The following is a 23,458-nucleotide window of genomic DNA, read 5'->3' as shown; positions in this document are numbered from 1 at the left end:
CAACATGACTTCAATTACTCCTCTTGCCGATTTAAGGGCGCGAATCGATGCGATCGACGAACAGATTCTGCAGTTGATCAATCAACGCGCGTCTTGTGCCATTGAAGTGGCTAAAACCAAGATGGCGGAAGGCGAGTCGGGATGTTTTTACCGGCCGGATAGGGAGTCCTTGGTATTAAGACGGGTTAAGGCAATCAATCAAGGTCCGCTTGCCGATGAAACCGCGATGCGTTTTTTTAGAGAGCTGATGTCGGCCTGTTTGGCGCTTGAAAAGCCATTGGATGTCGCGTTTTTGGGACCGGAAGGAACGTTTACTCAACAGGCAGCGATCAAGCATTTCGGGCATGCGGTCAATGCGGTGCCCGCTATGACGATCGCGGAAATATTCAATGCGGTCGAAAATGAGCATTGTCAGTTTGGCGTCGTACCGGTCGAAAATTCGACAGAAGGGGTGGTCAATCATACCCTGGATCGATTCGTGAGTTCGCCGCTGAAGATCTGCGGTGAGGTTGAATTACGGGTTCATCATAATCTCATAGGCAATGCCGGAAGTCTTGCGGATATCGCGGAAGTTTTTTCGCACCAGCAATCCTTGGCGCAGTGCCGTCAATGGTTGGATTTGCACTTGCCCGATGCGAAACGCACCGCTGTCAACAGTAACGGCGAAGCGGCTCGCTTGGCTGCCGGTTCCAAAGATAAGGCGGCGATAGCCGGAAAATTTGCTGCCGAACTTTACGGGCTTTCGATCATCGAACGCAACATCGAGGACGAGTCGAATAATACCACCCGATTCATCATTATCGGTCGCCAGATTTCAGGGCCGACCGGTAAGGATAAAACCTCGCTGTTGGTGTCGACCGGCAATCAGCCGGGCGCGCTTTATCGAGTCTTGGAGCCGTTCGCGCATCACGGTATCGGGATGATGCACATTGAGTCGAGGCCGTCGCGTCAAGGTCTGTGGGATTATGTGTTCTTTATTGACATCGAAGGTCATGCCGAGGACGAAAATGTCGCGGCGGCGTTAAAAATGCTGGGCGCCCGAGTCAGTATGTTGAATATATTAGGATCGTACCCGAAGGCGGTTCTATAAAAAATGAAACATGTAAGGATTTCGTGATAAATAACGTCCTGGAACTATGGGCCTTGTTGAGGGTTCGGTAACTCGCTTTAAAATAGGGAAGTTATTTGCGCAGCAATTCCCAATTTGGGGATCAAACAGGGTGTGGGGTATGCTTGGCGAGGATGTCGGCAGCAGGGAGCTGCCGTCAAGCCCCCATGGATGGGTTCATGGCGTTCCTCGACAGGGATACCCCGCACCCTAATCCAGTGAGAATGCTCAAACTGGGAATTGCTGTTATTTACGGCCAAATCCTAAATTGCGTAAACGCCGGAACGTCGAGGCTTCTTGATAATCAGCGTCATCCGTGTGCCGATAACGTTAAAATCATATTTATTAATGAACATCACAGATAATTTTTATTCCTTGGCCACGCCTGGCGTGCAGCGACTTGTACCTTATACGCCCGGTAAACCGATCGAAGAGCTCGAACGCGAATTAGGTCTGAGCGATATCGTTAAATTGGCATCGAATGAAAACCCGCTAGGGCCGAGTCCAATGGCTTTGGCGGCGATTAATGCGAGCTTGCCGGATTTGGCGCGTTACCCCGATGGTAACGGTTTCAAGTTGAAACGCGCGTTGGCCGAAAAATTTAGCGTCGAAATGTCGCAAATTACATTGGGTAACGGTTCAAATGAAATTCTGGAGTTGCTGGCCAGAGCTTTTTTAACGCCGGCTCATGAGGTGATTTTTTCGCAGCACGCATTCGCGGTTTATCCGATTGTGACGCAGGCCGTCGGTGCGACCGGCATTGTTATTCCGGCGCGCGCATACGGGCATAATCTCGATGCGATGTTGGCGGCTGTCAATGATAAAACCCGGCTTGTTTTTATTGCAAATCCGAATAATCCGACCGGCACCCTATTGGCGTCCGATGAGCTGCGCCAATTTATTGCGGCATTGCCGAGTCATGTGCTTTGCGTCTTGGACGAAGCTTATTACGAATTTATCGACCCGAAAAGTCGTGCCGATTCAATCGCCTGGTTGGTTGACCATCCCAATTTGATCGTGACCCGGACTTTTTCCAAAGCCTACGGATTGGCGGGCCTGCGTGTCGGTTACAGTTTTTCCAATCCGGGGATTGCCGATTTTCTGAATCGAGTACGCCAGCCCTTCAATAATAATATGCTCGCATTGGCGGCGGCTGAAGCGGCGCTTGCAGATCATGAACATTTGCAAAGTACGATAGCGACCAACAACGATGGCATGCAGCAGTTGATCGATGGATTCCGTCAACTCGGGCTGGAGTGGATTCCGTCGGCCGGCAATTTTGTATCGGTCGATGTCAAACGCTCGGGAGTGGGGGTTTACCAGGCTTTGTTGCAAAAAGGCGTCATTGTAAGACCTGTCACGAATTATGAAATGCCCGACCATTTGCGCATTAGTATCGGTACGCCCGCCGAAAATAGCCGTTGTCTCGAGGCGTTACAGGCTGTGCTTGCCGATGTTTAAAAAGCTGTGTCTAATTGGCGTCGGGCTGATCGGCGGCTCGATAGCTCGCGCCGCACGCGATCGCGACTTATGTAAGGCCATCGTCGCGTACGGTCGTGAAATAGATATCGATAATCTGAAAGAAGCTCGACGACTGGGTGTCATCGATGAGTATTTTATAAACCTTGAAGCAGCCGTGAAGGATGCCGATTGCGTCATCATTGCGACGCCGGTTGGCGCGATCGAAAAGGTGCTTTGCGAGTTGCAGCCTTATTGGTCCGAACAAGCCGTTTATTCCGATGTCGGCAGTACCAAGGGCAATGTCGTCGATGCCGCTAGGCGAGTATTCGGTTACCTGCCGTGTAATTTTGTTCCGGCCCATCCGATTGCCGGAGCCGAACAAAGCGGTGTAACGGCTTCGGTGAACGGTTTATTCGACGATAAACGACTGATTATCACGCCGGTTGAGCAAACCGATCCCAAGGCGACTGCAACAATGCAGCAGTTTTGGCATCGCTTGGGCGCGATCGTGTCGATCATGGAAGTCGATCATCATGATGCGGTGCTAGCCGCGACTAGTCATTTGCCGCATTTACTGGCTTTTGTGCTGGTCGATCTACTCGGGCGTAAGGACGAGCAAGTCGAAATATTTAAATACGCAGCCGGTGGTTTTAAGGATTTTACGCGCATCGCTTCAAGCGATCCGACCATGTGGTTGGATATTTGTTTGGCCAATAAGCAAAAATTAATACCGCTGATTCAACAGCTAAAGCAAGAACTGGATAAGATGGAGCTGGCTCTCGAAAATGACGATAGCCAGAAGATTTTTCAAACCTTCACATACGCGGGTCAAGCCCGGCAGCGTTTTCTCGATCAATTGACAAATTAAAATGGCTAAAACGATAACTTTTACTGTACAGCCCGGCGGTTCATTAAATGGGCAGGCAAGGGTCCCTGGCGACAAGTCGATTTCTCACCGTTCTATCATGCTCGGTTCCCTGGCCGATGGCGTCACGCATGTCAAAGGCTTTCTCGAAGCCGAAGACGCATTGGCGACGTTGCAGGCATTTAAAGACATGGGTGTCGTTATCGAAGGCCCGAAAAATGGCGAATTAACGATTCATGGGGTCGGCAAACACGGTTTGAAGGCGCCGCAAAAACCCTTGTATCTAGGTAACTCGGGTACATCGATGCGCTTACTATCCGGGTTGTTGGCGGGGCAGGCTTTCGACTCGGTATTGACCGGCGACAAATCCTTGTCCGGGAGGCCAATGAAACGGGTTACCGATCCGTTGGCGCAAATGGGTGCTGTAATTGAAACGACGGAAAAGGGCACGGCGCCGCTGCATATTAAAGGGCAAGACGGCAAACTTAAAGGCATTGATTATCAAATGCCAATGGCCAGTGCTCAAGTCAAGTCATGTTTGTTATTGGCAGGAATGTATGCAGAAGGGGCGACCCGCGTTACCGAGCCGGCGCCGACACGCGATCATACCGAGCGCATGCTGAGCGGCTTTTCCTATCCGGTCGAAAAAGAAGGGGCCAAGGTGACGATTACTGCCGAAGGCAGACTTACGGCGGCCGATATCGATGTGCCCAGCGATATTTCTTCAGCGGCGTTTTTTTTGGTCGGAGCATCCATTGCGCCAGGCTCTGATATCGTGCTGAATCATGTGGGTATCAATCCTACTCGTACCGGTGTGATTGATATTCTGCGATTGATGGGTGCGAATATCGAAATATTGAACGAGCGTATCGTCGGTGGAGAGCCGGTAGCCGATCTGCATGTTAAATCGGCGCCATTGAAAGGCATCGATATTCCTGAGGAATTGGTTCCGCTGGCGATCGATGAATTTCCGGTGTTGTTTGTCGCTGCGGCTTGCGCCGAAGGACAAACCCGCTTGACAGGCGCCGAAGAGCTCAGAGTCAAAGAATCCGACCGAATTCAAGTCATGGCCGACGGTTTGCAAATTCTCGGCATCGATGCGCAGCCGACGCCGGACGGAATGATCATTCAAGCCGGAAAAATCGGTTCGGGTTCGGTCGAGTCGCATGGCGACCATCGTATCGCGATGGCTTTTTCGATTGCCGGGCTTAGAGCCGACGGAAAAATCGTCATCAACGATTGCGAAAACGTCAATACATCCTTTCCGGAGTTCATAAAAATCGCTCCGTCTCTGGGGTTAAAATTGCAGTCCGAGCAAGGCTGATGTCGGTTCCGGTATTGACAATCGACGGTCCGTCCGGCGCCGGTAAAGGCACGGTCAGTCGAGCAATTGCGACAAAACTGGGCTGGCACTATTTAGACAGCGGTTCGATCTATCGATCATTGGCTATTGCTGCCATTGCGGCAGGAGCTGACTTGAGCGACGAGGCGGTCGTTGCGGAAGTTGCCAAAGCGATGGTATTGGAATTCGAATGTGCCGACGAATTAACCGTTAAGCTTGATGGTAAGGATATCACCGGTCAATTGGGTCTTGAAAGTACAGGCAATGCAGCTTCGGTGGTTGCTGCTTTGCCTGAAGTCAGAAAGGTTCTGCTGCAAAAACAAAAGGATTTTAGAAAGCCGCCCGGCTTAGTTGCAGACGGTCGGGATATGGGGACCGTCGTATTTCCTGATGCTCAAAATAAGGTGTTTTTAACGGCTAGTGCTGGAGAAAGAGCAATGCGCCGATATAAACAGTTGAAAGAAAAAGGAATTGATGCTAATCTTTCGTCTATTACTCAAGAGATTGAAGAGCGTGATCTCCGCGATCAACAACGCAAAGCCGCGCCGTTGATGCAGGCTGATGATGCTGTTTTTATCGATTCTTCCGATATGTCCATCGAGGCAGTCATTGAGCAGATAGTAAATTTGATTCGCTGAGTAGTATTTACATACGCCGCAAGCAGTATTAAGCGGCTTTTTTTTTAACCTTGATAACTTACATGAAGCTTGTGCCTATGTACAACAAGCTTGGGAAAGAAGAACAATGAGCGAAAGCTTTGCTGAATTATTTGAAGAAAGTTTAGCCAAGACGGAAATGCGTCCTGGTGCAATGTTAATGGGTACCGTTGTCGATATCGAAAATGAATTCGTGATCGTCAGTACCCAAGCCAAATCAGAGGGTGTGATCCCTAAATGGCAGTTTTTGAATGCCGATGGCGATTTGGAAGTCGAAGTCGGCGATGAAATCGAAGTCGCTCTCGATTTATTTGAAGACGGCCTGGGTGCCACTCTTCTTTCCCGCGATAAAGCCAAGAAAAACAAAGCTTGGATCGAACTGGAACAGGCCTTTGAGAATGAAGAAACCATTACCGGTCGCATTACCGGCAAGGTTCGCGGCGGCTTTACTGTTTCCGTAGGCGCGTTGAGAGCATTCCTGCCAGGCTCATTAGTTGATGTTCGTCCTATTAGGGATACGACTTTTCTAGAAAATCGCGACCTGGAATTCAAGGTTATTAAAATCGACCAAAAACGCAACAATGTCGTATTGTCGCGTCGTGCAGTCGTTGAAAAAGAATACAGCGAAGAAAGAGAAGAACTACTCAAGTCCTTGCATGACGGCGCCGAAGTCACCGGTATCGTCAAAAACTTGACCGATTACGGCGCATTTATCGATCTAGGCGGCATTGATGGTTTGTTGCATATCACCGATATGGCGTGGCGTCGTGTTCGTCATCCTTCCGAGTGTGTCGAAATAGGCCAAGAGGTCAAAGTCAAGGTTCTGAAATTCGATAAAGAGAAAAACCGCGTTTCGTTAGGCATGAAACAATTGGGTGAAGATCCATGGCAAAATATTGCTCGCCGCTACCCGGCCGGTACACGCGTATTCGGTAAAGTCAACAACCTGACCGATTACGGCTGCTTCATCGAAATCGAAGAAGGCGTTGAAGGTTTGGTGCATGTTTCCGAAATGGATTGGACCAACAAAAACGTCAATCCTTCCAAAGTCGTGCAATTGGGCGATGAAGTCGAAGTCATGGTATTGGAAATCGACGAAGAGCGTCGCCGCATTTCGTTGGGTATGAAGCAATGCCAAACTAATCCATGGGATGAGTTTGCCGCGACTCATAACAAAGGCGACAAAATCTCCGGCAAAATCAAATCGATCACCGATTTCGGTATTTTCATCGGATTGGATGGGGGCATTGACGGTTTGGTCCATATGTCCGATATTTCTTGGACCGACGATACTGAAGTAGTCGCTCGCGATTACAAGAAAGGTGATGAGGTAGAAACTGTTATTTTGGCAGTTGACGCCGAGCGTGAACGTATTTCACTGGGTATTAAGCAGCTTGAGCAAGACCCGTTCCAAAACTACCTGGCACTGCATGAAAAAGGCAGCCTGGTAAACGGAACGATTAAAGAAGTCGATGCGAAGGGCGCTGTTATCACATTAGCCGATAATGTTGAAGGTTATCTGCGTGCTTCCGAGATTCAACGAGATCGCGTTGAAGATGCTCGGACTTTACTGAAAGAAGGTGAGCAAATCGAAGCGAAATTTATCGGTGTCGATAAAAAGAGCAAATCGATTTCCTTGTCGATTAAGGCAAAGGATCAGGATGAAGAATCCGAAGCGCTCAAAGACTATACTCAACAGCCTGCGGGTACGCCTACCTTGGGCGATATCTTCAAGCAAATGGAAAAGTAAAGTCATGCAGACGGGTGCGCATTAGTGCGCACCCTTTTGATTTTATTCATTTTCGCAGGATAGAATGTGACAAAATCGGAATTAATAGAAGCACTCGCAAAACATCAACCGCATCTCGCTTTAAAAGATGTCGAGTTGGCGGTCAAATGCATCATCGAACAGATGAGTCAGTCGTTGTCTTCCAATGAAAGAATAGAAATTAGAGGGTTTGGCAGTTTTTCGTTACGTGAGCGCGAAGCTAGAATGGGGCGTAATCCAAAAACCGGCGAATCGGTGGCCTTACCCAAAAAATATGTACCGCACTTTAAGCCTGGTAAGGAGCTTCGAGACAGAGTCGATATGTCTCGTGAAAATTGCAAAATAACGGATTAATTGCCGTTTCGTTAATTTGCTTACCAGTGTTTAATAAAGCAGGCAATGATAGTTATATCCCCCCAGTCAACGTAACAATTGGACAATAATGAAATTTCTTTCGATCGTTATTTTCATCAGTATTTTCATTGTTGCGTTGATCTTTTCCATTCTGAATTTTCATTCAGTTCAAATTAATTTTTATTTCTTTACTATTTCGATGCCGCTCACTTTGGCTTTAACGTTAGAGTTGCTGGCGGGTATTATCATTGGCGTATTGGTTTCCGGTATTAGTTCGTTTAAATGGAAAAGCCAATATGCAAAATTAATGAAGAAAATCGAAAAAGGTCAATAGCCCTAATTAGGTTATGCTAATCGCAGATAGAAATTCGGCACCAGGGTGGTCCGTCAAAGGACGCCGTGAATACATCCATGTAAGCTTGACGGCTGCTATTCCTGCCGCCGACACCTGTCAATCGAGCCCCCAGGATAAACTCATTAAAACACTATAGAAAATCAAATAGTTAAAATATTCTTTTTTCTGGTTAACTATAAGATTTAGTTTGTTTGAAACCTAAATAAGGCTTTGTGTCGCTATCGCGACGTTTATGTGGAGTCGGTTCGCGGACCGACCGCCGCGATACTTTTCTTTGCTTGTCCAAAGAAAAGTATCCAAAAGAAAAGACACCCGGAGGCCGCTGCATCCTGCGCGCTGACGATTTTGCCGAGGGTTTTCGGAAGGGCTATCCCTCGCCCTCCGAAAACGAGCGGCATCCCTGCCGCTCCCCTAGCGGGCTATTCTCGGCAAAATCGCCAGTGCTCGGCGCGGCCTAACGGGGCCCAGGGAGGGGTACCATAAGTTAAACCAAATTGACTAAGCGTTCCAGGAAACAGGTTAACATATTGATATATTAGTTATTTTAATGTGTTTTCCCTGCCGTCTCCCTTTCTAATAGTTGTCGAAGTTATTTCATGCTCGTTCCTAACTATCTGAGATAATTTAGGTGCTGGGTGAACGGCAGTCCTCGATAGACACATCCCGTACCTTTTATTCTTAGACGGTTTCTCGGTCAAAAGGGACTATTTTGACCTTTCTCATGCACGAATAATCAAGGCAAGAGACGCGTACTGCGCTCGACCCGCCAATATCAAGCAAGTTCGGAAAACCATGTTTTGACGTTAAGTCTAGTTATGATATAGTCATTTAATGAGAATCATTATTACTTATTATATTGTTTTGGGTTTCCAAGACTAAGAGGCTAAGCGAATGAACTTAAGTTTAAAAAACCTCATCGTTGGCGATTGCGGCCGCATTACCGGCTTCGATAAATCTGCAAAGGCCTACCGGAAACGTTTGTTGGCGATGGGTTTAACGCCAGGGACACAGTTTTGTGTCACTCGCTTTGCGCCAATGGGGGATCCTGTCGAGATAAAACTGCGTGGTTTTTCATTGACATTGCGTAAGGATGAAGCTTCCGTCTTATTGATCGAGAAAATTTAATGGCAATCGATTTTACGATAGGCGTCGTCGGTAATCCGAATTGCGGTAAAACGACCCTGTTCAACATTTTGACCGGTTCTAAACAGCATGTAGGCAATTGGCCAGGTGTGACCGTCGAAAAGAAAACCGGCGAATACCGCTTCGATCATAAAATCGTGCGTGTGGTCGATTTACCGGGTACCTACTCCCTGGAAGCGGCCGATGACGATGTTTCTCTCGATGAGAAAGTAGCCAGAGACTATGTTGCGGCTAGGGAAGCGGATTTGATCATTAATATCGTCGATGCGTCAAACATTGAGCGTAATCTATATTTGACTTCTCAGCTCCTGGAAATGCGGGTGCCGATGATGATCGCACTGAACATGATTGATGCCGCTCGACTAAAAGGCGTGGCGATCGATGTTGATGAACTTTCCAATTTATTGGGTTGCCCGGTTGTACCAATCAGTGCATCGACCGGAGAAGGAATAAGGCATTTAAAGGAAGTTATTAATCGTGCCGCGCAGGATAAGCCCATTCCGAGTCTCGATATTCCTTATGCTCCGGCTTTAGAACAAGCTATCGACAAGTTATCGCCGTTATTGCAACCGCTGGCCGAACAGCGCCGTTGCGACCTGCGTTGGTTGACTGTTCGTTTGCTCGAAGACGACACTTTAGCTAAACAAATTGCCGGTCATGAACTCAAAGGGACTGTTGCGGCTCTGCAACGACAAATAGAAACCGAAACCGATGACGAGATCGATATTCTAGCCGCCGATGCTCGCTATGGATTCGTCAATTCATTGACTCAGCGTTTCGTGATCCATACACAACAATTAAATCGGCATACTACCGAACGAATTGATGCCTTGGTATTGAATCGCTTTTTAGGCATACCGATTTTTTTGCTGGTGATGTATTTGATGTTCATGTTCACGATTAATATCGGCAGCGCTTTCATAGATTTTTTTGAACAAGTGACCGGAGCATTTTTTGTCGATGGTTTAGCGTTTGTATTAAATCAAATGAATTGGCCGGAGTGGTTAGTGGTTTTAATCGCTCAAGGCGCGGGCGGAGGGGTGCAAGTCGTCGCGACGTTTATTCCTATTGTCGGATTTCTATTTTTGGTGTTGTCCGCTTTGGAGGATTCCGGCTACATGGCGCGTGCCGCCTTCGTGATGGACCGTTTTATGCGGATGATCGGTTTGCCGGGAAAATCTTTCGTGCCGATGATCGTCGGTTTCGGTTGTAACGTACCCGCAATCATGGCGACCAGAACGCTGGAAAATCAACGTGATCGGATTCTAACCAATATGATGAACCCGTTCATGTCTTGCGGTGCTCGGTTGCCGGTTTATGCTTTGTTCGCGGCGGCTTTTTTCCCGGTCGGCGGACAAAATTTAGTGTTTGGATTGTATTTGATCGGCATTGCGGTGGCGGTTTTTACCGGCCTGATTATGCGCCATACCTTATTCAAGGGCGAGGCTACACCATTTATCATGGAACTGCCGGCTTATCATATTCCGCGCCTGCGGAGCGTTTTACTCAGAACTTGGGATCGACTCAAAACTTTCATTTTCAATGCCGGTAAGGTGATCGTGCCGATGGTATTGGTTTTGAATTTTCTCAATGCGATGGGTACGGATGGTAGTTTCGGTCGTGAAAACAGCGATCAATCGGTACTAAGCGAAATAGGCCGTGGCTTGACGCCGGTATTCAAACCCATGGGCATAGAGAAAGACAATTGGCCTGCCACGGTCGGTATTTTTACCGGCGTGTTGGCTAAAGAGGCCGTAGTCGGTACTTTGAATGCTCTTTACAGCCAAATGGCGTTCGATGACGCTGAGGCTGATGATGAAGGTTTCGATTTGGTCGCAACCTTGAGTGAGGCGGTGAAGACGATTCCTGAAAACTTACTGAGTGTTGCCGGTAATCTGTTGGATCCATTGGGACTCGACATTGAAACGGCGGTCGATGAGCAAGAAGTCGATACAGGAACTTACGGGGCAATGCGAGTCAGTTTCGACGGTCAAGCCGGGGCTTTCGCTTACCTATTATTCATTTTATTGTATGCGCCTTGCGTTGCGGCGACGGCGGCGATCTATCGAGAAACTAATCTAGGTTGGACATTGTTTGTCGTCTTTTGGACGACCGGTATTGCCTATATGACCGCAACATTTTTCTATCAATTATCGACCTTTAGCGATCATCCGAGTTATTCGTTGACATGGTTGATTGGGCTAAGTCTTTTCTTTTTATTGGTGTTGTTAGTGTTGCACTTATCCGGGCGAAACTCCAGCAACCCCGTTCAACAGGAGAAAACCGGTGATACTGTCCGATCTTAGAAACTATATTAAGCAAAGACATAAAGTGGCGATGGTTGATCTGGTCAATCATTTCGATATGGATGCCGACGCGATAAGAGGCATGTTAGGTAAATGGATCAGTAAAGGAAAAATTAAATCGTCATCGCCGAATGGGTCGTGTGGAACCAGTTGTTGTAAATGCGACCCGGCATTAACCGAATTTTATGAATGGATTGATTAGGGAAAGAGGAAAGGTGAAAGGTGAAAGGTGAAAGGTGAAAGGTGAAAGGTGAGTTCCGCTGTTTCCCAAGCTCCAGCTTGGGAAATCGGTACGCGAAGCTCTAGCTTCGCGAAACAAAGCGCATAGGCGCTATTTTTCACGTAAAACAAGATCGGATTAAATTCATGTCGTTTGATAGCGTGTTTTTTCTCCAAATTTGAAAGTGCAGCCAAAAAACATCCGAACGAAGTTTAAAACTTAAATTTCGTCTAAAATGCTTAATATCTTTGAATTGATAGGAAGCACATAATGTCCGAGCAACCCTTAAATAGTATTCTAATCGGCTATCTTTCCGAAGTGCGAGGCGATGGCATGGAGGCCAGAATAGCCGAACAGCATTCTTCCGACTTGCCGATCATTCGAATCGGTAACGAAGAAATCCTGGCCGGTCATATTGGTTCGTATGTCGTTATTAGACAAGGTGTAATCGGCGTACTGGCCCTGGTTTTTAAAATGTGGGAGCGCGATCGTTTCGATTCGGTCGGGATACGTAAGGCGGACCGTTTTATCTCGTTGATTCCGGTCGGGGAAATCCAGGAAAACGGCAGCTTTGTTCGCGGCGTTAGACATTATCCGACACCCGGTGCGAAAGTTTACGCGGTCGGCTTAAGCGAAATTAACGCTATTTTTTCTGCCTTTAGGGATTACGAATTTTTTATCGGCCAGTTAGCATCGCATAAGGAATATCATCTCAGTCTCGATCCTCGTGCCTTGTTCGGGCGCCACTTCGCGATCATTGGACAATCCGGTTCGGGTAAGTCCTGGACCGTCACTAGCCTGATTCAACATACCATCAAGGCCATGCCGAAGGCTCATTTGATCATGTTGGATCTACACGGGGAATATTGTTGGAAGGACGATAATGGCACAATTCAATCTGCCTTTCCTAGTAACATGGTCAACTATGTCGATGCGATGGATATGGAGATGCCTTATTGGATGATGAGTTATGCAGAGTTAGTCGATCTCTTTATCGATCGCAACGATAACGGCGCTTCGATGCAAATGGCATTCATGCGTGAAATCTTGCAACAACTCAAGCGGAAGGAAGCAAAGGAAATCGGTTTAGGCGTGGTTTCGATCGATACGCCGATCTATTTTTCACTGGCCGAATTGTATATGCAGTTCAAGAATGCTAATGAAGAGCGTAAGGATTTCGGTAAAAGTAAAGGTGCCTTATTCGGGCAATTCGACGAATTTTTAGTCAGAATGCAGAGTCGATTCAATGATGTGCGTTATGATTTCTTGTTAAAACCGAAAAAACGCAATACTTCAGCCGGCATGGCCGATTTACTGCGGCAGTTCATCGGATTGGGCGATAACAAGGCCAATATTACCGTTGTCGACCTGAGTTCGGTGCCAACCGATGTCAGGCCGGCCGTTTCCGCACAAGTAGGCCGGTTGGCCTATGAATTCAATTATTGGAACCCGAGACGCCGGGAATTTCCGATTACGCTGATTTGCGAAGAGGCTCATGCTTATATCCCGCGTGAAAAAGGCGGTCAGTTCGAAGGAACGAAAAGGATGATGGAACGTATCGCAAAAGAAGGGCGAAAATACGGCGTTTCGATCGGGGTCATTAGCCAAAGGCCGACCGAATTATCGGAAACGATGTTGGCCCAATGCAGTTCGTTTTTCTGCCTGAGAACCACTAACCCGGACGATCAAGCCTATATACGTGGATTGGTTCCGGAAGCCGAAGGCGACTTGACCGATATTTTAACTTCTCTCGGAAGAGGTGAGGCGTTAGTTCTGGGCGAGGCTGCGCCTTTGCCGACGCGCGTGCAGATCTATCGTCCCAATCCCGAGCCGAAAAGTAATGACGTGGATTATTATACGGGTTGGCGTGAAGGGCCTGACGATTTGGATGTGGATCAAATTGTGCAGTTATGGCGCACTCAAACCAGAAAATAAACCATGCCTTTCTCTTTCGGTGCTCAACTGCTTTTAAACGGCGATATCGATGGCTGTGCCAAACTGAGGGCCGGCGTTTTCCTGCGTTTGTTTGAGAAGTTCAATTCTGGCATCGCTTGCCATTCTGGCGGCGTTGGCTGCCACACTAAAATCTTGAGCGGATGGTTGCGCCGGAGCAAGTGCCGCTCTGCGAATAGATTCGGCTTTTCTCAGCGTTGCCTCCGGATCGCCGGGGGCCGGAGAGGTGTCGATTTGGACTTCGCCGCCGATGGCGTAGCGGTTTCCGTCGGGTCCGGTTTGATAGGAAAAGCTTGCGCCGCTGACGGCAATGCCAGCGGCCGCATTTATATGCGCTTGCTCATGAGCCCTGACTTCGGCGTCCCGGGCCTTTAATGCCTCGATTTGACGCTGTTCCTCAATAGAAAATTGCGCATCATCCGCAAGGCTTGTGTCTCGTCCTTGGGTTTGAGTATTGTTTTCGGCAGCGCTAGGATTTTGTTCGGCAGCTACCGTATTTCGAAAATTAAATCCTACAAAAGCGGGTTGAGTGCTGGTTAAGTTCGGCAGCATAAGCTCACCTTTTGCCAATGGTTCATTGTCTGTAGGCTCGGTTCGTTAGTGTTTTAAAATTACGCTTATCGATTATACCTTTCGCACTTCAAATTTCGGCATTAAGGTGTGGAGGCGTCGGGGTGTTCAGCCCCTCACCTAACGCTAGGTGAGGGGCTTACATGGATGTATTCGCGGCGTCCTTTGACGGGCACCCCGGCGCCGAAATTTGATTACTCCCTTTTGATTGAAAAACCGTCTAAAAATAAAAAGGCATGGGATATGTCTATCGAGGACCGCCGTGAACCCGTCCATGGGGGCTTGACGGCAGCGCTCCCTGCTGCCGACATCCTCGCTAGCCACACCCCATACCTTCATAAAGTTAACCATTTTTTGAGTATAAAGGGAGTAGCAAGGCGTCTAACGGCATAAAATAGATAGACAAGAAATATCATCGTGAATTTCATTTTTTTGCATGTAGTCGGATAATTCGGCTTGAATGGCTTGTATTCGTTGTCCCGATGTGGATTGTTTTAAAGTTTTCAACAACCAGTCATGGCCGGAACATTCGGAGAGAGGGTCTTCAATGTCGACGAGTCCGTCGGAATAGAAAAATAATTCGCACGCTTGCTGCCATTGCCAGATTTCTGTGCCATCGTCAAATTCGTCATCGTCCAGGACGCCGGCGAATGTATGTTGCGATTTGAAAGCATGGATCGGAATGCCTTGAAGATCCAGAGCCCATTGGTCGGGTAAGCCCCCGTTCCATATTTCAACCCATTGGTTACGGTTATCGATCATGCCTAGTGCTAAAGCTACGAAATGACCCGCTGGTAATTCTTTTTTTAAGCGGTTGTTGATTTCTCTAGCAATGCAAGAAACCAATAATCTTTTTTTCGTCATCCCTTGAAAAACTTGATTGACGATGATGGTCGGCAGCGCCGCCGCAAGGCCGTGTCCGGTCGAGTCGGCCAACATAAAATAAAGCCGGTCGGGGCTGATACGTTTAACGCAAACTAAATCGCCGCTAAAACGTCTGGCTGGCAGTAGCCAATAATTCAACTGCGGGTCTTGTAAGTCGTTTTGATGAATCAAACGATCGAAAATCGTCTGCGCGAAATGTTGTTCGACTTCATTTTGGTCTTGGTAGGCTTGGAGTTGGCGATTTCCCTCAATGATGCTGTTTTGCATCTCGATCGATCGTTCGATACTTGTTAGCTTCGCATAGAGAATCGCTGGATTGATGGGCTTGGGCAAATAATCGTCGGCGCCGGCCTCAAGGCCTTTGACGATATTATCCTCGCCGTCGACAGCGCTCAAAATAAGAATCGGAACCCATTTGTCGATATTCAAGGCTCTGATTTTGGCAGTCGCTTCAAAGCCATCCATGACCGGCATCATGATATCCATCAGTACCAAGTCCGGATGTTCGTGATTGAATTGTTCGATGGCTTCGAGTCCGTTTTCGGCAAATAGGATTTGATGCGCTTTTCTCGATAATAGCTTAAACAGCATCAGTCTATTTTGCTCTATGTCGTCTACGACCAATATTTTCATGGCTTGATGTGATTCGTGTAAGTTGAACTATTGTGACGCAATTACCAATAATAGTTGTGCCTTGTAAAACCAGCAAGAAAATGAGGAATCTAAGGCTCGAAGCAGATCGGTAATTGCTATAAAATGAGCGGGTTTACCTTGATGTTGCGGTTTAATTCGAGCTTGGCATGAACTAGCTCAACTATGACGACTTTATGATTTAATGAAAATACTCATTTTAGGAGCCGGTATGACCGGTTCGTCCGTTGCCAGTGCTTTGGCAAGCGAAGAAAACGATATTGTTGTAATCGATAGAAAACCGGAATTATTAGCGGCGTTGAAAGAACGCTACGATATTGCTACGGTAGCCGGCAATGCGGCTCATCCCAGTATATTAGAGATGGCCGGTGTTCGCGATACCGATATCGTCATCGCGGTGACCGACCGTGATGAAACCAATATGCTGGCTTGCCAAATCATCAATACCCTATACAGTAAGCCTAAAACGATCGCTCGGGTAAGGGCAATCGATTTTCTTAAGCATCCCGAATTATTCAATCCTTATGGAATCGCGATCGATATCGTGATCAGTCCCGAGCAGATTGTCATGGAAGCGATTCATAATTTAATCAAGTTTCCGGGCGTTTTACATATTTCTTCATTTGCGGACGGACTGGTAAGGCTGTTTTCGATCAAGGCCGTTCCCGAGGGCTTTTTAACCGGCAAAAAAATAAAGGCGCTCAAACAAAAGCTTGCCAACGGAAAAATCCGCGTCGTGGCGATATTCAGACAGGGCGAATCGTTGGATGTCAATGGCGAGGCCGATATACTCGAAGGCGACGAAGTTTTTTTCGTATCGCCGAGGCATAAAATCCGCAAAGTATTGACCGAACTTCATACTTTGGAAGAACCGGTCAAAACGATCATGATCGCCGGTGGCGGCCATATCGGCAAGCGCTTGGCGATGGCGCTCGAGCATAATCATCAAGTCAAGGTCATTGAACACGACCCGATCCGGGTTAAGAAAATTGCCAACGAACTCGAAAATACTGTAGTACTACAGGGCGACTGTACCGAAGAAACGTTACTCGTCGATGAACTCGTTGCCAAAACCGATTTGTTTTGCGCAGTCACTAATAACGACGGCGTCAATATTATTGCCGCCGCCTTGGCGAAAAAGTTGGGCGTCAAGAAAACGATTTGTTTGATCAATCATGGTTCTTATATCAAGCTATTGACCGGCAGTGAAATCGATGTTGTGGTTCAGCCGAATCAGGAAACTTTGGGGCATATTCTTAAACATGTTCGCAAGGGCGATGTCGCCAGGGTAAGTTCTTTGTGCGGAGGGAGCGCCGAAGCTATCGAGGCAATCGCACATAAGGACGAAGACGGCCGTTCATTATCGGTCGTGGGGCTTAGAGTCGATGAAGTGAAGCTTCCCGAAGGTGTCGTGCTAGGCGCCTTGATTCGAAATAAAGAAGTTATTCCGATTCATCACGATACGATTTTCGAAGAGAACGATCATATCGTGATGTTCGCGCTGGATAAAAAGCTGGTTAAAAACATTGAAAGCTATTTTCAGCGCATTTAACGGACTGTCATATGCAAGCTAAAGTCGTTTTAAGAAGCATCGGTTTGCTGTTGATGATGTTCAGCACTACGCTGTTCCTGCCGTTGTTGGTTTCTTATATTTACCAGGATCAAGCCGAATTATTGTTTTGGCAAAGTTTTTTGATCCTACTGGGTGCGGGTGCCATGCTTTGGTTTCCGTTCCGTAATGAAAAGCGTCAGCTCTATCATCGTGACGGTTTTTTGATCGTCGCGTTGTTTTGGATGATTCTGGGGACGATGGGAGCCGTGCCGTTTATTTTAGGCGATACGCCTAGTTTGTCGATCACCGATGCCGTGTTCGAATCGGTTTCGGGTTTCACGACGACCGGCGCGACCATTCTCGAAGGTTTGGACGATATACCTAAGTCGATTTTGTTTTATCGGCAATTGTTGCAATGGTTCGGCGGGATGGGTGTTATTGTGCTGGCATTAGCGGTTTTGCCTGTGCTGGGTATCGGCGGTATGCAGTTGTTTCGAGCCGAAGTGCCGGGGCCGGTCAAAGACAGTAAGTTGACGCCACGTATCGCCGGGACTGCTAAGGCGCTTTGGGTGATCTATTTAGGGATCACGATAATCTGTGCGATCGCTTATCGAATTGCCGGTATGGATTGGTTCGATGCGATCGGGCATTCTTTTTCGACAACGGCTAATGGCGGTTATTCGACGCATGACGACAGCATCGGCTTTTTCAAAAATCCGGCGATAGAAAGCGTCGCGATTTTTTTTATGGCCGTATCCGGTATGAATTTCGCTTTACATTTTGCAGCATTGCAAAGTGCTTCGTTGAAAGTTTATCTATTGGATAGCGAGGCGCGTACCTATTTGTTGCTGATGATTTTATCGGGGTCAGTGGTCGGAGGAGTATTATATTATAAAGATATCTCTGATTTTTCGTTGTTCGATGCAATGCGTCATGGCATGTTTCAAATCGTCTCGTTTATGACCACATCCGGTTTTTCAACGACCGATTTTTATAACTGGCCAGGACCGGTGCCGGTAATGCTGGTGTTTATCGGCTTTGTCGGCGGCTGTGCGGGTTCGACGGCTGGAGGCTTGAAAGTCATACGCGTAATGTTACTTTATAAACAAGGTGACCGAGAAATCCAACGCTTGATTCATCCGAATGCCTGTATTCCTGTTAAAGTAGGTAAGGAAGTGCAGCAAGAACGCATTATCGAGGCAGTTTGGGGCTTTTTCGGTTTATATGTCGTATCCTTCGGAATTATCATGTTATTGATGATGGCCGGGGGGCTCGATCAAGTAACGGCTTTTTCCGCGGTCGCGGCCTGTATCAATAACGTCGGCCCAGGCCTAGGCGATGTTGCGACAAGTTTTAGAACGGTAAGCGACCCGGTCAAGTGGTTGGCATGTTTTGCGATGCTTTTGGGGCGCTTGGAAATATTTACGATTTTAGTATTGCTTTCACCGAAATATTGGCGTTATTGATCAGTGCAGATATTGAGCAAAGTTTATGAATAGCAAGAGCGAAATAGAGTTGATCCAAAAAGAATTCGACGAGGTTTGCAAGCGCTACGATCAATTACGTCATCAGTCAATACAGGGCAATCTGAGTACAAAAATGGCTTATGAGCAATGCGCGCCGAGCCTGGAAATCAAGCGGCACAATACCAAGCAGTATTTGACTAAATTGATAGAGAAAGACCCGAAATTAGATGAGTATTATTTGCAAAATGCAAAAAAATCCTTACAGGAATTTGTAGAAGGCATACGAAATGCCGAATCGAAAATTCATAATGCTCGTATCATGCCTCCGTTTTTATATTAATAGCCCCTCGTCGTTCCGGAAGAGGCTGGTAATCAATGGATAAGAAAATTCTTTGTTCTGGTTCTCACGGTCCTTCGAAGGAACCCATAATGTAATCCGATGATAACCCATAAAAATTCTACAAAGATTGTTTTAACTGAAGCAAATCTATTAGTACCGCAAGTTAAGAGTAAGCGCTTAGCTTCATTGGCTAAGCAGGGCCTTAAAACGGATCATTTCGATAAATCGAGAGATTTAACCGATGGAAATGAAACGATTGAATCGGCTCAGGAAATTTCGGTTTTATTGAAAAATGCGGTGCTGACAATAAATCGCAGAATAGACGAGATCAAAAAACGCTATCCGTCCGGTAAGCAAGATAAGTTGTTTGCGATTCGATACGGCGATCTTGAAAAGCTAAAACAAAGGCGGTTGAAAGAGATTTTCGAGTTGCTTGATATAGAGAAGCCGCCGAAATTCAAGCTAATAGCCGAGTTGGATTATTTCGGGATTAGAGTCAGTCATACCGACTAAAGTAAATTTCCCCCGGATAATATGATGATCGATACCGCAACGGTTGCTTTAGCCGCTTTATTTACGACGGTCGGGCCATTGGATGTGGCCGCCGTTTTTACCGCGATGACTGCTTCGGCGACGCTTAAGGAACGACAGGTCTATGCGGTTCGCGGAGTCCTTAGTGCGACCATGATCTTATTGGTCTTTGCGTTTGCCGGCGACTTTTTATTAAATAGTTTGGGCATTTCGCTGGCTGCCTTGAGAACCTCGGGCGGCATTTTATTGTTTTTGATTGCTCTCGATATGGTTTTCGCGCGTTCTTCGGGAGCACTTACGACAACGTCGGCGGAAACCGATGAAGCCCGTTTGAGGCATGATATTTCGATTTTCCCCTTGGCGACTCCCTTGATTGCCGGTCCCGGGGCTATGGGCGTGATTATTTTGCTAATGGCCGATGCTGCCGGCGATTTCTCCCGTCAATTAGTCGTTTTGTCGTCATTGTTCATTATCATGTTGCTGACACTGTCGATATTGTTAATGGCCAGTCAAATTCATCGATTCTTGGGTGTTACCGGCATCCAAGTCATTACCCGGATTTCGGGGATTCTACTCTCGGCATTGGCGGTTCAGTTTGTTTTCGACGGTATCAAGCAGAGTGGTTTGATGGGGTAGGTGAAAGGTGAAAGGTGAAAGGTGAAAGGTGAAAGGTGAAAGGTGAAAGGTGAAAGGTGAAAGGTGAAAGGTGAAAGGTGAAAGGTGAAAGGTGAAAGGTGAAAGGTGAAAGGTGAAAGGTGAAAGGTGAAAGGTGAAAGGTGAAAGGTGAAAGGTGAAAGGTGAAAGGTGAAAGGTGAAAGGTGAAAGGTGAAAGGTGAAAGGTGAAAGGTGAAAGGTGAAAGGTGAAAGGTGAAAGGTGAAAGGTGAAAGGTGAAAGGTGAAAGGTGAAAGGTGAAAGGTGAAAGGTGAAATCGGCGCTTGACAAGTGCTCAAAATACTGAATCATTTCACTATTCACTATTCACTATTCACTATTCACTATTCACTATTCACTATTCACTATTCACTATTCACTATTCACTAAGACTTTCCGGCGAATTAGTTTAATCATTCCAACGCGCTTTATAGCCGCGTTCGTCGATATGCACAAAGGGGCCGTGGTGCGGCGTCGTTCGATAACGCGCTAGGCCGCCGATGAATTTGTTGTATAGAGATTGACCTTCCATTTCCTCGATAATATCGATCAAGACCTTGGCATCTTGATAATCTCGTTTACCGTCCTTGTTGAGATCGTCCATATAGCCGTCCTTGGGTTTTACATCGATGTAAATATCCGCGGCGCCGCCATAGATGTGTTGACTATAGGGGCCTTGTCCGAGCGATTTGTTATACCATGGCGTTCGGTAGCCGCTCATAATATGAAGCGAATCGACCGGAAAATGTTTGCTGTACAGAGTTTCAATAATGTGTTCAAGCTTGAGTAATAAACGTTCGCGCAGTACCAGATATTTCGGAAAGCCGTCTTTTTGATGGGACAGGAATTCTCCGATCGTGAAATGCGGCGATACTTTAGAGTCTTGATTAGCTTCGGTGACTTCGATAAAACCTTGCGGTGTTTCGTAGGTTGTCATGTTTTTAAACGGTAAGCGGGGGTAGCTTCCGATTTGGTAGCCGTTGAGCACACCTTTTTTCACTTTGCTAGCCGGTACCATGACAAAAACGTTCAGCTCTGTCGTTTCCTTGCTAATGGGGTGAGTCAGTCGTATAACGGTCAGACCAGGTTTATTGGGTGCTTGCCATTGCCATTGTTGTTGGGCAAGCTGCCGTGTTTTTCCTTCGGCAGCTTTAAACTTTACAGGGACTGAGGGTTTTTTTGTTTTAATTTGAAGAATAAATCTTTCATTGGGTAATACAAAGATGCCAAGAGTATTAAAGGGAATGTCTTCGTTTTTGCTGCTATGTTTCGAAAAAGAATGAATAGTAACTGAAAAACTGTTTCGTTCGCTGCGATGATGTCCTGCCTGTGATAGGTTGGAGTAAGATAATAATACGATTATCAATAATGCGCTTAATTTCATCAATGCTTTTGAGGGATGGTTGAGAGCTAAAAGGATTTTTGTAATTTTTGGATGAGTTCATCGTCACGGTTGTATATGTCTCTGCGAAATTGAACGACACCTTCCGAATCAACCCAAGCAGTCCAATATAAGATATGCACGGGTATCGGGTTAAGCAGCGTGACGGTTTTTTGATCGCTTTGGTCGAAAGCCTCTCGAATAGCATCCGGCGTCATGCGGGAATTGTTTTCAAGCACTAAGTTTGCCAATGCGAAAGGTTTGCCGACACGAATACAGCCGGAACTGAATGTACGATCGACCCGATTAAATAAACTTGGTTCCGACGTATCGTGTAAATATACGTTATGCGGATTGGGAAACATAAATTTAACCTTGCCCATGGCATTTTTGGGTCCTGGTTTTTGGACCAAGCGAAAGGGAAAGTTATTCGGGTCTACTTGCCGCCAATTAACCGATAATGGGTTTATTTCTGTTCTATCTGCTCCCCAACCACGGTAAAGCTTCATGTGATTTCGTTCGATGTAATAGGGGTCCCTGGCCAGAATCGGTAATTTGTCTTTGACTGCAATGCTGTTAGGTACGTACCATGAAGGGTTGATGACCAAATAAGTCATCGAGCCGGTAAATATCGGGGTTTCTCGGTATTTTTTACCGACTATGACCGGCATGTGCAGCAAGACTTCGCCGTTCCCGACAAAATTAAGTTCGAATCCTGCAATATTGACCATGATATGGCGCGCGCCAAGATCTTCCGGTAGCCAACGCCAACGTTCAAGGTTAGCGCGAATCTGATTGATGCGCTGATCGACGCTGACGTTGAGTGCCGCAAGCGTGGCTTTTCCAACAATGCTGTCGGTTTCTAATCCGTGTCGTTTTTGAAAGTATTTAACTGCTTGTTGGAGTGACTGGTCGAACTCTTTGCTGTCAAGAGTAACATCGTTCGGTAATTCGCCCGAGGCGGCTAGTCTTTTTCTGAGTTCGATGATGCGAGGATTTATTTCGTCAGGACGAAGACTGGGGCCATCCGTCACTGAAGGCCAGCCGCCCCGATCCTTGATCGCACGATAATCGGCCAAAGCTTGTGCCAAAGAACGGTAGCCGGGTTGATTCGGAATTAACGCCTTGAGGTTTTGCTCAATCGAATTGGTGTTGATCGCATCGGTCAGAATTTTGACCATATCGGTTGCTCGTCGACCGGTATCCCATTTCGATTGGAGCTTTTGTGGGTTGACTTGTCCTTGTACCAAATGGGTGCCGTAAGTCAGAAAGGCATCGCTTAATAATAAGTCTAAATCGACCGAGAGCATCAAGACTTCGGATTCATCCAGCGGTGCTTTTAATCTTTCCAGGCGCTCATTAATTGCCGTGACATGGTAATTGCTTTTGTTGAGACCATGCTGATCAGCGCTATTGAGTATATGAATCAGTTGATAAGCTTGCGGGGTCGGTTGACCGTTGGCAAGCCAAGCTTTAGAAAATTGCCTGTCTGAATAAAAGGTGATAAGGCCCTTTTGCGAGTTTAAAGGTTGGTTATCGATTGAAAGATCAAGAATCTCAGCCGCGGATTCAATTCGCTCGCGTATCGATTCTTCAACGCTTAGATGCTCGGCAGTCGACATTTTCGGCAAGAATAAAGCGATTATCGTTAGTGCAATTAAAAATTTATGTAAGGGTTGTTTCATTGGCTTCGGATCGGATGGTGTTGGTTTAATAGGGTCTTTAGGATAACCCTGTCACGGTTTCGGCAATTATAAAAGCGTAGTATTTTTTGAAACAGTTCTACCTGGTCTATAATTGCTTGAAAGTTTAATTGAATGTATTGTGCCTCAACTCTATCGATACGTAATAGATTTATTACTGTGGAAGTACGCGAAGCGGGTGCGGTTGCTCGACTGA

At 46.8% G+C, this 23,458-nt stretch carries 20 protein-coding genes and 1 pseudogene; 17 read left to right on the top strand and 4 right to left on the bottom strand.

Annotation, left to right across the window (positions count from 1 at the left end; all coding sequences use genetic code 11):
- The first annotated feature begins 4 nt into the window (after positions 1 to 4).
- The 12 genes and pseudogenes from pheA (at position 5) to ACINK7_RS13835 (ending at position 13,513) form a co-directional block, all read left to right on the top strand.
- Entirely contained in the window at positions 5 to 1,090 is a 1,086-nt protein-coding gene (gene pheA, locus ACINK7_RS13890) for a prephenate dehydratase (RefSeq protein ID WP_404356026.1), read from the top strand.
- A 366-nt stretch (positions 1,091 to 1,456) separates the two neighbouring features.
- Positions 1,457 to 2,569, top strand: coding sequence for a histidinol-phosphate transaminase (gene hisC / locus ACINK7_RS13885; protein WP_404356025.1), 1,113 nt, complete (start codon positions 1,457 to 1,459; stop codon positions 2,567 to 2,569).
- Complete coding sequence (locus ACINK7_RS13880; RefSeq protein WP_404356023.1) at positions 2,562 to 3,437, top strand: prephenate dehydrogenase; 876 nt, start codon at positions 2,562 to 2,564, stop codon at positions 3,435 to 3,437. The genes hisC and ACINK7_RS13880 overlap by 8 nt, the downstream gene beginning before the upstream one ends.
- 1 nt (position 3,438) lies before the next feature.
- On the top strand, positions 3,439 to 4,758 hold the full coding sequence (aroA, locus tag ACINK7_RS13875) for a 3-phosphoshikimate 1-carboxyvinyltransferase (RefSeq protein ID WP_404356022.1): 1,320 nt from the start codon (positions 3,439 to 3,441) through the stop codon (positions 4,756 to 4,758).
- On the top strand, positions 4,758 to 5,414 hold the full coding sequence (cmk, locus tag ACINK7_RS13870) for a (d)CMP kinase (protein ID WP_404356020.1): 657 nt from the start codon (positions 4,758 to 4,760) through the stop codon (positions 5,412 to 5,414). The genes aroA and cmk overlap by 1 nt, the downstream gene beginning before the upstream one ends.
- 100 nt (positions 5,415 to 5,514) lie before the next feature.
- Positions 5,515 to 7,182 (top strand): annotated as a pseudogene (gene rpsA, locus ACINK7_RS13865) (30S ribosomal protein S1); the annotation flags it as partial.
- Between the two features lie 66 nt (positions 7,183 to 7,248).
- A complete protein-coding gene (locus tag ACINK7_RS13860; protein WP_014148946.1) occupies positions 7,249 to 7,554 on the top strand; it encodes an integration host factor subunit beta in 306 nt (101 codons plus the stop codon).
- A gap of 88 nt (positions 7,555 to 7,642) precedes the next feature.
- Positions 7,643 to 7,888 (top strand): lipopolysaccharide assembly protein LapA domain-containing protein, encoded by a 246-nt coding sequence (locus tag ACINK7_RS13855; RefSeq protein ID WP_014148945.1) that lies wholly within the window; start codon positions 7,643 to 7,645, stop codon positions 7,886 to 7,888.
- Between the two features lie 912 nt (positions 7,889 to 8,800).
- Positions 8,801 to 9,034, top strand: a complete 234-nt coding sequence (locus ACINK7_RS13850) for a FeoA family protein (RefSeq protein WP_014148944.1) — start codon at positions 8,801 to 8,803, stop codon at positions 9,032 to 9,034.
- Positions 9,034 to 11,358, top strand: a complete 2,325-nt coding sequence (gene feoB, locus ACINK7_RS13845; RefSeq protein WP_404356017.1) for a Fe(2+) transporter permease subunit FeoB — start codon at positions 9,034 to 9,036, stop codon at positions 11,356 to 11,358. The genes ACINK7_RS13850 and feoB overlap by 1 nt, the downstream gene beginning before the upstream one ends.
- Positions 11,339 to 11,560, top strand: a complete 222-nt coding sequence (locus ACINK7_RS13840; protein WP_125219880.1) for a FeoC-like transcriptional regulator — start codon at positions 11,339 to 11,341, stop codon at positions 11,558 to 11,560. The genes feoB and ACINK7_RS13840 overlap by 20 nt, the downstream gene beginning before the upstream one ends.
- A gap of 288 nt (positions 11,561 to 11,848) precedes the next feature.
- Positions 11,849 to 13,513: an ATP-binding protein gene (locus ACINK7_RS13835; protein ID WP_404356015.1), complete on the top strand. Its 1,665-nt coding sequence runs from the start codon at positions 11,849 to 11,851 to the stop codon at positions 13,511 to 13,513.
- A 33-nt stretch (positions 13,514 to 13,546) separates the two neighbouring features.
- Here the strand turns inward: ACINK7_RS13835 and ACINK7_RS13830 are convergent, their stop codons facing one another.
- Positions 13,547 to 14,083 (bottom strand): putative metalloprotease CJM1_0395 family protein, encoded by a 537-nt coding sequence (locus ACINK7_RS13830; RefSeq protein ID WP_404356013.1) that lies wholly within the window; start codon positions 14,081 to 14,083, stop codon positions 13,547 to 13,549.
- Positions 14,084 to 14,482: 399 nt separating this feature from the next.
- Complete coding sequence (locus tag ACINK7_RS13825) at positions 14,483 to 15,619, bottom strand: response regulator (RefSeq protein WP_404356011.1); 1,137 nt, start codon at positions 15,617 to 15,619, stop codon at positions 14,483 to 14,485.
- A gap of 202 nt (positions 15,620 to 15,821) precedes the next feature.
- On the opposite strand from ACINK7_RS13825, the gene trkA reads away from it, so the two are divergent.
- The 5 genes from trkA to ACINK7_RS13800 all read left to right on the top strand — a co-directional run bounded on the left by trkA (position 15,822) and on the right by ACINK7_RS13800 (position 20,162).
- Entirely contained in the window at positions 15,822 to 17,189 is a 1,368-nt protein-coding gene (gene trkA, locus ACINK7_RS13820) for a Trk system potassium transporter TrkA (RefSeq protein WP_404356009.1), read from the top strand.
- Between the two features lie 11 nt (positions 17,190 to 17,200).
- Complete coding sequence (locus tag ACINK7_RS13815) at positions 17,201 to 18,655, top strand: TrkH family potassium uptake protein (RefSeq protein ID WP_404356007.1); 1,455 nt, start codon at positions 17,201 to 17,203, stop codon at positions 18,653 to 18,655.
- A 25-nt stretch (positions 18,656 to 18,680) separates the two neighbouring features.
- A complete protein-coding gene (locus ACINK7_RS13810; protein ID WP_404356006.1) occupies positions 18,681 to 18,995 on the top strand; it encodes a hypothetical protein in 315 nt (104 codons plus the stop codon).
- A 99-nt stretch (positions 18,996 to 19,094) separates the two neighbouring features.
- Entirely contained in the window at positions 19,095 to 19,508 is a 414-nt protein-coding gene (locus tag ACINK7_RS13805) for a hypothetical protein (RefSeq protein WP_404356004.1), read from the top strand.
- Positions 19,509 to 19,529: 21 nt separating this feature from the next.
- Positions 19,530 to 20,162 (top strand): MarC family protein, encoded by a 633-nt coding sequence (locus ACINK7_RS13800; RefSeq protein WP_404356003.1) that lies wholly within the window; start codon positions 19,530 to 19,532, stop codon positions 20,160 to 20,162.
- 425 nt (positions 20,163 to 20,587) lie between these two features.
- Here the strand turns inward: ACINK7_RS13800 and ACINK7_RS13795 are convergent, their stop codons facing one another.
- Complete coding sequence (locus ACINK7_RS13795) at positions 20,588 to 21,115, bottom strand: D-Ala-D-Ala carboxypeptidase family metallohydrolase (protein WP_404356001.1); 528 nt, start codon at positions 21,113 to 21,115, stop codon at positions 20,588 to 20,590.
- 473 nt (positions 21,116 to 21,588) lie between these two features.
- Positions 21,589 to 23,244: a murein L,D-transpeptidase gene (locus ACINK7_RS13790; protein WP_404355999.1), complete on the bottom strand. Its 1,656-nt coding sequence runs from the start codon at positions 23,242 to 23,244 to the stop codon at positions 21,589 to 21,591.
- Positions 23,245 to 23,458: the final 214 nt, after the last annotated feature.

Source organism: Methylotuvimicrobium sp. KM1, from assembly GCF_044788715.1.
GTDB lineage: Bacteria > Pseudomonadota > Gammaproteobacteria > Methylococcales > Methylomonadaceae > Methylotuvimicrobium.
This window is presented reverse-complemented; position numbering and strand designations above follow the sequence as displayed.

Bases quoted from the DNA above. Each gene is read 5' to 3' on its own strand.
- ACINK7_RS13810 (WP_404356006.1), top strand. From the start codon at position 18,681: ATGAATAGCAAGAGCGAAATAGAGTTGATCCAAAAAGAATTCGACGAG.
- hisC (WP_404356025.1), top strand. From the start codon at position 1,457: ATGAACATCACAGATAATTTTTATTCCTTGGCCACGCCTGGCGTGCAG.
- ACINK7_RS13825 (WP_404356011.1), bottom strand. From the start codon at position 15,619: ATGAAAATATTGGTCGTAGACGACATAGAGCAAAATAGACTGATGCTG.
- pheA (WP_404356026.1), top strand. From the start codon at position 5: ATGACTTCAATTACTCCTCTTGCCGATTTAAGGGCGCGAATCGATGCG.
- ACINK7_RS13805 (WP_404356004.1), top strand. From the start codon at position 19,095: ATGATAACCCATAAAAATTCTACAAAGATTGTTTTAACTGAAGCAAAT.
- ACINK7_RS13835 (WP_404356015.1), top strand. From the start codon at position 11,849: ATGTCCGAGCAACCCTTAAATAGTATTCTAATCGGCTATCTTTCCGAA.
- trkA (WP_404356009.1), top strand. From the start codon at position 15,822: ATGAAAATACTCATTTTAGGAGCCGGTATGACCGGTTCGTCCGTTGCC.
- ACINK7_RS13790 (WP_404355999.1), bottom strand. From the start codon at position 23,244: ATGAAACAACCCTTACATAAATTTTTAATTGCACTAACGATAATCGCT.
- ACINK7_RS13800 (WP_404356003.1), top strand. From the start codon at position 19,530: ATGATGATCGATACCGCAACGGTTGCTTTAGCCGCTTTATTTACGACG.
- cmk (WP_404356020.1), top strand. From the start codon at position 4,758: ATGTCGGTTCCGGTATTGACAATCGACGGTCCGTCCGGCGCCGGTAAA.
- ACINK7_RS13850 (WP_014148944.1), top strand. From the start codon at position 8,801: ATGAACTTAAGTTTAAAAAACCTCATCGTTGGCGATTGCGGCCGCATT.
- ACINK7_RS13830 (WP_404356013.1), bottom strand. From the start codon at position 14,083: ATGCTGCCGAACTTAACCAGCACTCAACCCGCTTTTGTAGGATTTAAT.
- feoB (WP_404356017.1), top strand. From the start codon at position 9,034: ATGGCAATCGATTTTACGATAGGCGTCGTCGGTAATCCGAATTGCGGT.
- ACINK7_RS13795 (WP_404356001.1), bottom strand. From the start codon at position 21,115: ATGACAACCTACGAAACACCGCAAGGTTTTATCGAAGTCACCGAAGCT.
- ACINK7_RS13855 (WP_014148945.1), top strand. From the start codon at position 7,643: ATGAAATTTCTTTCGATCGTTATTTTCATCAGTATTTTCATTGTTGCG.
- ACINK7_RS13880 (WP_404356023.1), top strand. From the start codon at position 2,562: ATGTTTAAAAAGCTGTGTCTAATTGGCGTCGGGCTGATCGGCGGCTCG.
- aroA (WP_404356022.1), top strand. From the start codon at position 3,439: ATGGCTAAAACGATAACTTTTACTGTACAGCCCGGCGGTTCATTAAAT.
- ACINK7_RS13815 (WP_404356007.1), top strand. From the start codon at position 17,201: ATGCAAGCTAAAGTCGTTTTAAGAAGCATCGGTTTGCTGTTGATGATG.